Raw genomic sequence first — 12585 nt, forward strand, 5'->3', positions numbered from 1 at the left:
CCTAAACTAAAATCTACTCAGCGCTTGCCGACGCCACTGCACCAAAATGAACGTCACCGGCAGCAATCTTTACTCGTTCACCTTCATTGTCGCGAATGACGAAGCGGCAATCTTCATCAATAGTCTCGAATATACCACGCAGGACCGTTCCGTCGACTCGGACGGCAACTTCACTGCCAATACCCGCCGCCCGTGCAAGCCAGCGCTTGCGAATCTCGGCTAGCCCCCGGCCTTCGCTCCAGATCCTGCTGTTTTCTTCCCATGCATCTGACAGCGCCAGAAAAAGTGTTTCTGCGTCGCAATTTGCGCCGAGCTTCATCAGCGATGTGGCTGGATAAGGGACATCGTCGGGATAGACGACTACATTGACACCAATACCAACAACGATCGCCAGGCGATTGTCCGGCAGTTGTGTCGATTCCAAGAGAATGCCCGCAAGCTTTGCACCGTCTGCCAAAAGATCATTCGGCCATTTCAGTTCAACTCGCAAAGCTGATTTGCCGCTCCCGGTATTTCCCGCTCCATCGATGCCGACTTTGAATGCCGCCGCGGGACAAACAGCATCCAAAGCGTCGGCGAGTGAGAGCCCGGCAACGAAACCCAAAGTTGCCGCGGTCTTCAGCTCGAAGTTGCCCGTCAGCAAAAGCGATGCGGCAAGATTACCGTGCGAGGTCGCCCAGGCACGACCGCGTCGTCCACGACCACTCTCCTGCTTCTTGGAGACGATCCACAGCTTTCCAGGATCACCCGCATGCGCACGCTCCAGAGCGACAGCGTTGGTCGAGCCGATCGTCTCGAATGCCTCCAGCCGAAAACCGTTTTGCTGTGCCAGAGGCGAAAGTAAAAATCCCATCGAGGCTCCCGACCTCAGAAGAAGGTCTTGGCGGCAGCTTCCGCAAATGTGCTGACCGGTCCCCCGACGAGAACGTAGAACAGCACCAGCAGGCCGGATACACCAAGGACAAGCCGCAACTCACCCGCCATGGGAACGAAGGCGCCTACTGGTTCGTCGAACCACATGATCTTGATGATGCGCAGATAATAAAATGCACCTACGACCGACGCCACGATACCGATGATAGCCAGCGCATAAAGATTGGCCTGCATCGCTGCGAGGAAAGTATACCACTTGCCCCAGAATCCAGCGAGCGGCGGAATACCGGCCAACGAGAACATCAGGATCGTCAGGATGGTCGCCATGATCGGATTGGTCCGCGACAAGCCGGCGAGATCGCCGATCTGCTCGACATTGCCATCCTTGCGGCGCATCGCGAGAATGAATGCAAATATTCCAAGTGTGGTAACGAGGTAAATCAGCATATAGATCGCAACGCCGCGCACACCGACCAGTGTACCCGCAGAGAGCCCGACGAGTGCGTAGCCCATGTGGCTGATCGAAGAATAAGCCATCAGCCGCTTGATGTTGCGCTGACCAATTGCTGCAAAAGCGCCAAGGACCATCGATGCAATCGCAATAAACACGATGACCTGTTGCCAGTCATGCGTGATAGGCTGGAACGTTTCGACCGCCACGCGGGTGAGCAAAGCCATGGCAGCCATTTTGGGCGCGCTGGCGAAGAAGGCCGTGACTGGTGTCGGTGCACCTTCATAAACGTCTGGCGTCCACATGTGGAACGGAACGGCGGAGATCTTGAACGCAAGGCCGGCTAAAATGAAGACGAGGCCGAATACGACCCCCAGTTGCCGCTGGCCGCCTCCCAGAGCCTGTGCAATCGCCTCGAAGCCGGTGTGGCCTGTGAAGCCGTAGACCAATGAAATGCCGTAGAGCAGCATGCCGGACGACAAGGCGCCGAGTACGAAATATTTCAGGCCAGCTTCCGTCGATCGGACGCTGTCACGATTGATCGCCGCGACGACATAGAGTGCAAGCGACTGCAGTTCTAGGCCGAGGTAGAGCGACAGTGTGTCGTTGGCTGAAATCATCAGCAGCATACCGAGGGTCGACAGCAGAACCAGGATCGGGAACTCGAACTTGTCGAATTTTTCCGATTTGGCGAAACCAACCGACATAACAAGCGTCACGACCGATCCAACCAAAGTCAGGACCTTCATGAAGCGTGAGAACGGGTCACTGACGAAAGCCCGTCCGAAGACGTGACCGTCCTGCGGGAACAGAACAACCAACGCCAGTGCAACCAGCAAAACGGCCACTGAAAGGCTGTTGACCAGCGCGTATGCCCTCTCACCGGAGAACGCTCCCACCATCAGTAAGGCCAGTGCACCCACTGTGATAAGCAGTTCAGGAGCCATAAGCGTCAAGTTGGCAATCATGTCGGTCTGCATCGGCCTTGGCCTCTTCCTGCTATTTCAACGCCAGCGTGGCGGCTGATGACAGCGCGTTATTGTATTGATTGATCAGGGCGTGGACAGAGCTTGCCGTCGCGTCGAAAACAGGCATCGGATAAACGCCGTAGAAGATCGTCAGAACTACCAGCGGGTAGATCACGGCCTTTTCGCGCGGCGACATATCCAGAAGCGATTTCAGGCTCTCTTTGTCAAGTGAACCGAATATGACACGGCGATAGAGCCAGAGTGCATAGGCCGCCGAGAAGATGACACCGCTGGTCGCGAACAGCGCAACCCACGTGTTGACGCGGAACACGCCGAGCAAAGTCAGGAATTCACCGATAAAGCCTGAGGTACCCGGCAGGCCGACATTGGCCATGGTGAAAATCATGAAAGCAACCGCATACTTCGGCATGTTGTTGACGAGGCCGCCATAGGCCGCGATCTCGCGTGTATGGGTGCGGTCGTAGACGATACCGACGCACAGGAACAGCGCGCTCGAGACAAGCCCGTGTGAGAGCATCTGGAAGATTGCGCCTTGGATGCCCTGCTCGTTGGCCGCGAAAATACCCATCGTGACATAGCCCATATGGGCCACGGAGGAATAGGCGATCAGCTTCTTGACGTCTTGCTGCATCAGCGCGACGAGCGAAGTGTAGATGATGGCGACAACCGACAGCGTATAAATCAGCGGCGCAAAATCAGCCGAAGCGACCGGGAACATCGGAATGGAAAAACGGATGAAACCATATCCACCGAGCTTCAACAGGATGCCGGCCAGAATGGCGGAAGCAGCGGTTGGTGCTTCGACATGCGCGTCCGGCAACCAGGTGTGGACCGGCCACATCGGCATTTTGACCGCAAAGGACGCAAAGAAAGCCAACCAGAGCCAAGTCTGAAGCGATGCCGGGAATTTATAAGCAAGCAAGGTTGGGATATCGGTCGTGCCAGCTTGCCAATACATGGCCATGATGGCCAGCAGCATCAGCACCGAGCCGAGCAAGGTATAGAGGAAAAACTTGAAGCTGGCGTATACGCGGCGCTTGCCACCCCACACACCGATAATGATGAACATCGGGACAAGGACAGCTTCGAAGAACACGTAAAACAGGACGATATCGATAGCGCAGAACACGCCGATCATCAGCGTTTCCAGCACCAGGAACGCAATCATGTATTCCTTGACACGGGTCTGGATCGCTTCCCAGCTTGCCAGAATGCATAGTGGCATCAGGAAGGTGGTGAGGATGACAAACAGCATCGAGATGCCATCGACACCCATATGGTAGGAAATGCCGGAGTCAAGCCAGTCAGCCTTTTCGACAAACTGAAAGCCGGCTTGGCCATTATCGAAATAGTACCAGATCGGCAGTGACAGCAGGAACGTGATGATCGTCGTCCACAGCGTCACATTGCGGATGTTGCGGCGTGCAGCATCGCTATCATCCCGGATCATCAGTACAAGAAAGGCACCGACCAATGGCAGGAAGGTAACAGTCGACAGAATTGGCCAGTCGGTCATCAGAAGTTGCTCCCCAGCATCATCCACGTGACGAGTGCGGCGACCCCGATGAGCATCGCGAACGCATAATGATAAAGATAACCGGACTGCAGGCGTACAACCCGGTTGGTGACGTCAACCACGCGTGCGGATATTCCATCCGGACCATGGCCGTCGATCAGCCAGCCGTCGCCCTGCTTCCACAGGAACCGGCCGAGAGCCTTTGCCGGACGCACGAACAGGAAGTCGTAAAGCTCGTCGAAATACCACTTGTTGAGCAGGAACTGGTAGAGGCCAGGATGCTGCGCGGCGAGCCGTTTCGGTGTCTCGGGCGAGCGAATATAGAAGTACCAGGCAACGATGAACCCAGCGGCCATCGCAAGGAATGGCGACATTCCCACCAGGAACGGCACATGCTCATGCTGTTCGAGTATCTCGTTTTCAGCACCGGTGAAGAGCGCGCCCTTCCAGAACTCGGCATACTCATGGCCGAAGAAATAGCCATGGAAGATGACACCGGCGAACAGTGCACCGGCCGCCAGAATGAATAGCGGTACCAACATGACATAGGGCGACTCATGCACGTGATGCATCACATCATGGCTGGCACGTGGCTTGCCATGGAAAGTCATGAAAATCAGGCGCCAGGAATAGAAGCTGGTGAAGATCGCGGCCACAACGAGGAGGATGAAAGCATAGCCGGCCATTGGGCTGCTCGACGCGAAGGCAGATTCGATGATCATGTCCTTGGAGAAGAATCCGGCTGTACCGATAAGCGTACCTGGAATGCCGAGACCTGTCAGGGCGATCGTCCCCACGATCATCATCCAGTAGGTCTTGGGGATCAGCGTGCGCAGACCGCCCATGTGGCGCATATCCTGCTCATCGGAAACAGCATGAATGACGGAACCTGCACCAAGGAACAGCAACGCCTTGAAGAAAGCGTGCGTGAACAGGTGGAAAATGCCGGCGCCGTAAGCGCCGAGACCCAAGGCAACGAACATATAGCCGAGCTGCGAACAGGTCGAATAAGCGATCACGCGCTTGATGTCGTTCTGTACGAGGCCAACCGTTGCGGCAAAGAACGCTGTAGTCGCGCCGATAAACGTCACGAAAATCAAGGCAGTGTGCGACAACTCGAAAATTGGTGACAAGCGGGCGACCATGAATACGCCGGCAGTGACCATGGTCGCCGCATGGATCAGCGCCGATACGGGCGTCGGGCCTTCCATGGCATCCGGTAGCCAGGTGTGCAGCAGGAACTGCGCAGACTTACCCATCGCCCCCATGAACAGCAGCAGGCAGGTAATGGTGATCGCGCCCTGCTTGTCGAGCGCATAGCCAAGGAAGTTCAGGACGGTCTGACCACTCTCAGCGGCACCCTCTGCCGGAAGATACTGCGCAGCGGAAGCAAAAAGCGTGTCGAGCTGAACCGTATCGAAAAGCACGAACAACGAGAATATGCCGAGCAGGAAGCCGAAATCGCCGACACGGTTGACAATGAAGGCCTTGATGGCAGCCGCATTCGCGGAAGGTTTCTTGAACCAGAAGCCGATCAGAAGATACGACGCAAGGCCGACGCCTTCCCAGCCGAAGAACATCTGGACCAGATTGTCTCCGGTTACCAGCATCAGCATGGCGAAAGTGAAGAGCGAAAGATAGGCGAAGAAGCGCGGCCGATCCGGATCATGATGCATGTAACCGATCGAATAGGTATGGACGAGCGCCGAGACAGTGTTGACGACAACCAGCATCACCGCAGTCAGCGTATCAATGCGCAGCGCCCAGTCGAAGCTCAACGAACCTGACTCGACCCAGTGCGCAACTGGAACCTTGAACGCTTCGCCGTGACCAAGCGCCACGGTGCCGAAGGCGATCCAGGAGAGGACCGCACAGACGATCAGCAGTCCGGTCGTGACATACTCGCTCGCCTTCGCGCCGATGGACGAGCCGAGCAGACCCGCGATCAGAAAGCCGAGGAGCGGAAGGAAGACAATCGCCAGATACAGCATGCCCCGTCAACCTTTCATCATGTTGACGTCTTCCACGGCAATCGACCCACGATTGCGATAGAACACGACGAGAATAGCAAGACCGATCGCTGCCTCTGCGGCAGCAACGGTCAAGACAAACAATGCAAAGATCTGGCCGACCAGATCGCCAAGAGCAGCGGAAAACGCCACGAAATTGAGGTTGACTGCAAGCAGGATCAATTCGACCGACATCAGAATGATGATGACGTTCTTCCTGTTGAGGAAGATGCCGAAGATCCCGAGGGTAAACAGCAGGGCAGAAACAGTCAGATAATGTGCGATACCGATATCCATCATGACACCTCTGTCAGGCCTTTGCCTGTTTCAACCTGTTTGACCTCGATGGCCGTTGCGGGCGTGCGTGCGACCTGCTCTGAAACATTCTGGCGCTTGATGTTCGGCTTGTGACGAAGCGTCAATACAATCGCGCCGATCATCGCAACCAGAAGGACGAGACCAGCAATCTGGAAGAAGTAGATGTAGTCCGTATAGAGAATATCGCCGAGCGCTGCCGTGTTGGTGCGCGTCGCCACATCAGGCGTTGGCTGGAAAGCAACAGTCCCGAGTTTCGGGGCGAAGACCGATCCGCCCAGAACGATAATCAGTTCGGCGGCGAGGATCAGACCGACAAGCGCGCCGATGGGCGCATATTGCAGCGCACCGCTTTTCAGCTCAGTGAAATCGACATCCAGCATCATGACGACGAAAAGGAACAGAACTGCGACCGCGCCGACATAAACGACCAGAAGGATCATCGCCAGAAACTCGGCGCCGGTCAGAAGGAATAATCCAGCCGCGTTGAAAAATGCGAGGATCAAGAACAGCACGGAGTGCACGGGATTGCGCGCCGCAATCACCATGAACGCACTGGCGACGGTTATGAAGGCGAAGAGATAAAAAAACGCCGCCGCGATACCTGTCAACATGGGTTCCCCCGATTTCCATTCCGGCAGGTCTTCCTGCCATTTCTAGAACGATTCACGGAATTTCCGCGCGTTCGCAGCCTCTTAACGCATGTTCCTGTCCGGTAGAAGCTACCTTTCCAAGGACACAAGCGCGCACTCAATCTTTACCGATACGGCGCATCCATAGCGATGTTGCGCGCCAGTTCTCGCTCCCAACGATCGCCGTTGGCAAGCAGCCGGTCCTTGTCATAGTAGAGCTCTTCACGGGTCTCCGTCGCGAACTCGAAATTCGGTCCCTCGACGATCGCATCGACCGGGCATGCCTCCTGGCAGAAGCCGCAATAGATGCACTTTACCATGTCGATGTCATAACGCACCGTACGCCGCGTTCCGTCATTGCGGCGCGGTCCAGCTTCGATAGTTATGGCCTGCGCCGGGCATATCGCTTCACAAAGCTTGCAGGCAATGCAGCGCTCTTCGCCATTGGGATAGCGGCGCAAGGCATGTTCACCGCGAAAACGCGGGCTGATCGGACCCTTCTCATAGGGATAATTCAACGTTGCCTTAGGCGCAAAGAACTGCCGCATCGACAGAAAGAATGCGCCGACGAATTCCAGAAGCAGGAGCGATTTGGCAGCTTGACCGAGAGAATTCATGGCGTAAGCCCCGTGATTTTGAGGAAGGCCGCGGTCGCGATGACCATGAAGAGCGAGATCGGCAGGAACACTTTCCAGCCCAGACGCATCAACTGATCATAGCGGTAGCGCGGAACGAATGCCTTCACCATGGCAAACATGAAAAAGCACAGGAAGAGCTTGAGCAGGAACCAGATCACGCCCGGTACCCAGTTCAAGAACCAGACGTCGACCGGCGGCAGCCAGCCACCCAGGAACAGAATGGTGGTTAGCGCGCACATCAGCGTAATCGCGACATATTCACCAAGGAAGAACAGCAGGAAGGCGGTAGACGAATATTCGATCATGTGACCGGCGACGAGTTCCGATTCCGCTTCGACCAGATCAAAGGGCGGACGATTGGTTTCTGCCAATGCCGAGATAAAGAAGATGATGAACATCGGGAACAGGCCGAGCCAATGCCAATCAAGGAACGAGCTTGGCAGACCGACGATTGTGCCGAGACCATCCTTCTGCGAATTGACGATGTCGGTCAGGTTCAATGAGCCAACGCAGAGCAGTACCGTGACGATAACGAAGCCGATGGAAACTTCGTAGGACACCATCTGTGCGGCCGAACGCAATGCGCCAAGAAAGGGGTACTTCGAGTTCGAAGCCCAGCCAGCCATGATCACGCCGTAAACCTCAAGCGAAGAAATGGCGAGAACATAGAGAATGCCAACATTCACATTTGCAACCGCCCAGCCCTCATTGACAGGGATAACTGCCCATGCGGCCATGGCGAGTACCGACGAGACCAGCGGCGCCAGCAGGAAAATACCCTTGTTAGCGCCCGACGGAATGATCGGTTCCTTGACGACAAACTTCAATAGATCGGCAAACGACTGCAGCAATCCGAATGGGCCGACGACGTTCGGACCACGACGAAGCTGCACGGCCGCCCAGATCTTGCGATCCGCGTAAAGCAGATAGGCGATGATGAGCAGCATCACTACCAGCATCAGCACTGATTTTCCGAGGATGATCAGGAGTGGCAGGATGTAGGTTGCGAAAATTTCTTCCATGTCAGTCTCTTCCCCGCCTACTCGGCCGCCTGCTTGAAGCCGCCCTTGGCAAGCGCGGAACATTCGGCCATGACGGCAGAGGCGCGCGCGATAGGATTGGTCAAGTAGAAATCTTTCACCGGCGATACAAAGGCCGTTTTCTCAACCGTGCCCGATGCACTCGCCAGCTTCTTGATATCTGCAGGATCACCGGACTCGATCTGATCGATCGCCGCGAGATGCGGATACTCTGAATAGAGGACCGAGCGCAAGGCTGCCAGCGAGTCGAATGGCAATTTTTTGCCGAGAACATCCGACAGAGCCCGCAGGATCGCCCAATCTTCCTTGGCGTTGCCCGGCGCAAAACCGGCGCGATTGGTCATCTGCACGCGGCCTTCTGTATTGACGAAAGTACCGGACTTTTCGGTATAGGTTGCGCCCGGCAGGATGACATCGGCGTTGTGTGCGCCTTGATCGCCATGGGTACCGATATAAACGGTAAAGGCCTTGCTCTTCTTTCCCCAATTCAGTTCGTCAGCCCCAAGAAGGAACAGCACGTCAAGCGCGCCCTTCATTTCGGCGACTGTCTTGCCGCTTGTCCCCGGCACAAAGCCGATGTCGAGCGCGCCGACACGGCTGGCAGCCGTGTGAACGACACCGAAACCGTTCCATTCGGCGCTGAGCGCTCCGGTATCGGCGGCGATCTTTGCCGCGAGGCCGAGCACAGCGGCGCTATCGGTTCGGGAAAGAGCGCCCTGCCCGATGATGATCATCGGATTCTTGGCTTTCTTCAGAACGGACAGGAATTTCAACGAGCCACCGGCGAGGTCCGCCAATGTCTCGGCTCCGCTGCCCAGATATTCATACTTGTACCGCAGATCCGCCTGCTCACCGATCACCGCGATCGGCGTTCCAGCAGCCCGCCAACGCTTGCGGATGCGAGAATTCAGCAGCGATGCTTCGAATCGCGGATTGGAACCGATAATCAGGATCGCATCGGCCTGCTCAATACCATCGATTGTCGGATTGAAGATATAGGACGCACGTCCATTGGCCGTATTTAAAACCGATCCATCCTGGCGCGCATCGATATTGGCGGAGCCAAGCGATGTCATCAGCGCCTTCAGTGCATACATTTCCTCGACGCTGGCAAGATCGCCGGCGATCGCGCCGATCCTGCTGCCCTTGGTCTTGGCAACGGCGGTCTTGATTGCATCAAAAGCTTCCGGCCAACTTGCAGCAACAAGGCGACCATCCTTACGGATATAGGGCCGATCAAGGCGCTGGGTACGTAGGCCATCCCAGATGAAGCGGGTCTTGTCGGAAATCCATTCCTCGTTCACCTGTTCGTTGACGCGCGGCAGAATGCGCATCACTTCGCGGCCACGCGTATCGACGCGGATAGCCGATCCGACCGCATCCATGACGTCGATGGACTCGGTCTTGTTTAGCTCCCACGGACGCGCCTGGAATGCATAAGGTTTCGAGGTCAGCGCTCCGACCGGACAAAGGTCGATCACGTTGCCCTGCAGTTCCGAGGTCATCGCATGCTCGAGATAGGTGGTGATCTCGGCATCCTCACCGCGGCCGATCAGGCCAAGCTCGGAAATGCCGGCGACCTCCGTCGTGAAGCGGACGCAGCGCGTACAATGAATGCAACGCGTCATAATCGTCTTGACCAAAGGTCCGATATATTTGTCTTCGACGGCGCGCTTGTTTTCCTTGTAGCGCGATGAATCAACGCCAAAGGCCATCGCCTGGTCCTGCAGATCGCACTCGCCACCCTGATCGCAGATCGGGCAATCCAGCGGATGGTTGATCAAAAGGAACTCCATAACGCCTTCACGGGCCTTCTTGACCATAGGCGTGTTGGTGAAAATCTCCGGTGTTTCGCCGTTCGGACCTGGACGCAGATCGCGTACGCCCATGGCGCAGGACGCAGCCGGCTTGGGCGGTCCGCCCTTCACCTCAATCAGGCACATGCGGCAATTGCCGGCGATCGACAAACGCTCATGGAAACAGAACCGTGGCACTTCCGCACCCGCCGTTTCCGCCGCCTGCAGAAGCGTGTAGTGATCCGGTACCTCGATTTCCCTACCGTCGACTTTGATCTTCGCCATCGTCTGTCCAACCTCGCGGAACATTCCGCATTTCCATCTGACAATTCCGCTTTGAAGCTGAAACGTCTTTAATTCTCCAGCGCCGGTCTTACCTGGACGCCAATTATTTTTGACCTTCGGCAGCTAGCTTGCTCGCTTGCCCAACCCAATCATCACGTGAGATCCGCCCACCGAATTTCAGCTGATCATCTACTTTGGCTATATCATCAGCGGTCCACGCCGCGATCTGCACGTAAGTCCGAATACCCATGCCCTTAAGCACTTGCTCAAGCTTGGGACCGATACCTGAAATTCGCTTTAGATCATCCGCTGCGATCGGCGAAGCGGGTGCAATGGTATGAGCCGATGAATTGGTTGCGATCGAAGCATTCATTTCCTTTGCTGGGATGTTCCTGGCTAAGATCGGCGCCTTTTCCTTAACTGTTCCAGCTGTCTTGCGGATAATCGTCTTCAGCGTATCTATATCAGGCGAAGGTTGCGGATCGGCCCCATGTGGCTGCCACATCACAGGCTTTAACTTTGTATTCATATCAAACGCACTTGCCATTGCACCGGCCCAGAAGCCCCATATCTGGCTGGCCATGCCAAGACCGAGCGCGGAAACAACGGCTGCCGCACCGAGCGGGGGCGTCAGCAGATTAGCAGCGGGAATGGTCTGTTTCGGCATCAAAGCCGCCCAGTCAGCGCTAGAATGTTTGTTTCCAGTGTCCGGCATCGGCCCTTCAACCCTATTCCGCTGCTTCAAGCACGGGGCTTGCGGCAGCGTTGCGTGAAAATTCATCGATCCGGCGTTCAATTTCCGGCCGGAAATTCCGGATGAGACCCTGAACAGGCCAGGCCGCAGCATCACCAAGTGCACAGATCGTGTGACCTTCGATCTGCTTGGTAACATCGAGCAGCATGTCGATTTCGCGTTTCTGAGCGTTGCCCGTAACCATGCGTTCCATGACGCGCCACATCCAGCCCGTGCCTTCACGGCATGGTGTGCACTGGCCGCAGCTCTCATGCTTGAAAAAATAGGACAGCCGGGCGATCGCCCGCACAATATCGGTCGATTTGTCCATGACGATGACGGCCGCCGTTCCGAAAGACGACTTGACACCGCGCAGCCCGTCAAAATCCATGGGGCAGTCCATGATGTCCGCAGCGGTCACCACCGGGCAGGATGCACCGCCAGGAATAACAGCAAGCAGATTGTCCCAACCGCCGCGAATGCCGCCTGCATGCTTTTCGATCAGCTCACGGAACGGAATACCCATGGCCTCCTCTACGGTGCAAGGAGTGTTCACATGTCCGGAAATCATGAACAGCTTTGTGCCGACATTGTTAGGACGGCCAATGCTGGAGAACCATGCGGCGCTGCGACGGAGGATTGTCGGCGCAACGGCAATCGATTCAACATTGTTGACGGTCGTCGGGCAGCCGTAAAGACCCATATTAGCCGGGAATGGCGGTTTGAGCCGAGGCTGTCCCTTTTTGCCTTCGAGACTTTCAAGCAACGCAGTTTCTTCGCCGCAAATATAGGCGCCGGCGCCGTGATGGACGAAGATGTCGTAGTCCCAGCCATTTTTGTTGTTTTTTCCAAGAAGACCGGCATCGTAACATTCGTCGATCGCTCGCTGCAGTGCCTCGCGCTCGCGGATGTATTCACCACGTACATAGATGTAGCAGGTGTTGGCGCCCATGGCGAAACCGGCGATCAGGCAGCCTTCGATCAGCGTATGCGGATCGTGACGCATGATCTCACGATCTTTACAGGTTCCCGGCTCGGACTCGTCGGCGTTGATGACGAGATAATGTGGGCGGCCGTCGCTTTCCTTCGGCATGAAAGACCATTTGAGACCCGTCGGGAAACCGGCACCACCGCGCCCGCGCAAACCGGAAGCCTTCATCTCATTGATGATCCAATCACGACCCTTGGCAATGATACCTGCTGTGCCATCCCAGTGGCCGCGTGACATTACCCCCTTCAACGACTTATCGTGAAGGCCGTAGATATTATTGAAGATGCGGTCCTTATCAGCAAGCATTTCGCACCGGT

The 12585-nt window shown here is 56.1% G+C and carries 11 protein-coding genes; all 11 read right to left on the minus strand.

Annotation, left to right across the window (positions count from 1 at the left end; translation table 11 throughout):
- Positions 1-13: 13 nt before the first annotated feature.
- The 11 genes from ACSQ3H_RS17130 to nuoF all read right to left on the minus strand — a co-directional run bounded on the left by ACSQ3H_RS17130 (position 14) and on the right by nuoF (position 12574).
- Positions 14-853, minus strand: a complete 840-nt coding sequence (locus ACSQ3H_RS17130; protein ID WP_436118135.1) for a biotin--[acetyl-CoA-carboxylase] ligase — start codon at positions 851-853, stop codon at positions 14-16.
- A 14-nt stretch (positions 854-867) separates the two neighbouring features.
- Complete coding sequence (nuoN, locus tag ACSQ3H_RS17135; protein WP_436118136.1) at positions 868-2304, minus strand: NADH-quinone oxidoreductase subunit NuoN; 1437 nt, start codon at positions 2302-2304, stop codon at positions 868-870.
- Positions 2305-2323: 19 nt separating this feature from the next.
- Positions 2324-3829 (minus strand): NADH-quinone oxidoreductase subunit M, encoded by a 1506-nt coding sequence (locus ACSQ3H_RS17140; protein ID WP_436118137.1) that lies wholly within the window; start codon positions 3827-3829, stop codon positions 2324-2326.
- Positions 3829-5820: an NADH-quinone oxidoreductase subunit L gene (gene nuoL / locus ACSQ3H_RS17145; protein WP_436118138.1), complete on the minus strand. Its 1992-nt coding sequence runs from the start codon at positions 5818-5820 to the stop codon at positions 3829-3831. The genes ACSQ3H_RS17140 and nuoL overlap by 1 nt, the downstream gene beginning before the upstream one ends.
- Before the next feature lie 6 nt (positions 5821-5826).
- The gene (nuoK, locus tag ACSQ3H_RS17150; protein ID WP_436119482.1) at positions 5827-6135 is read right to left on the minus strand and encodes an NADH-quinone oxidoreductase subunit NuoK; all 309 of its coding nucleotides are present in this window, start codon (positions 6133-6135) and stop codon (positions 5827-5829) included.
- Positions 6135-6767, minus strand: a complete 633-nt coding sequence (locus ACSQ3H_RS17155) for an NADH-quinone oxidoreductase subunit J (protein ID WP_436118139.1) — start codon at positions 6765-6767, stop codon at positions 6135-6137. The genes nuoK and ACSQ3H_RS17155 overlap by 1 nt, the downstream gene beginning before the upstream one ends.
- Before the next feature lie 143 nt (positions 6768-6910).
- A complete protein-coding gene (gene nuoI, locus ACSQ3H_RS17160; RefSeq protein ID WP_436118140.1) occupies positions 6911-7402 on the minus strand; it encodes an NADH-quinone oxidoreductase subunit NuoI in 492 nt (163 codons plus the stop codon).
- Positions 7399-8445 carry an NADH-quinone oxidoreductase subunit NuoH gene (nuoH, locus tag ACSQ3H_RS17165; RefSeq protein WP_436118141.1) on the minus strand — a complete coding sequence of 349 codons (1047 nt, stop codon included), beginning with the start codon at positions 8443-8445 and terminating at the stop codon, positions 7399-7401. Before nuoH ends, nuoI begins: the two co-directional genes overlap by 4 nt.
- Before the next feature lie 17 nt (positions 8446-8462).
- Entirely contained in the window at positions 8463-10544 is a 2082-nt protein-coding gene (gene nuoG / locus ACSQ3H_RS17170) for an NADH-quinone oxidoreductase subunit NuoG (protein ID WP_436119483.1), read from the minus strand.
- A gap of 103 nt (positions 10545-10647) precedes the next feature.
- A complete protein-coding gene (locus ACSQ3H_RS17175; protein ID WP_436118142.1) occupies positions 10648-11211 on the minus strand; it encodes an NADH-ubiquinone dehydrogenase in 564 nt (187 codons plus the stop codon).
- Positions 11212-11272: 61 nt separating this feature from the next.
- Positions 11273-12574 (minus strand): NADH-quinone oxidoreductase subunit NuoF, encoded by a 1302-nt coding sequence (gene nuoF / locus ACSQ3H_RS17180; RefSeq protein WP_436118143.1) that lies wholly within the window; start codon positions 12572-12574, stop codon positions 11273-11275.
- Between the last annotated feature and the right edge of the window lie 11 nt (positions 12575-12585).

Source organism: Phyllobacterium sp. LjRoot231, from assembly GCF_964253365.1.
Classification (GTDB): domain Bacteria; phylum Pseudomonadota; class Alphaproteobacteria; order Rhizobiales; family Rhizobiaceae; genus Phyllobacterium.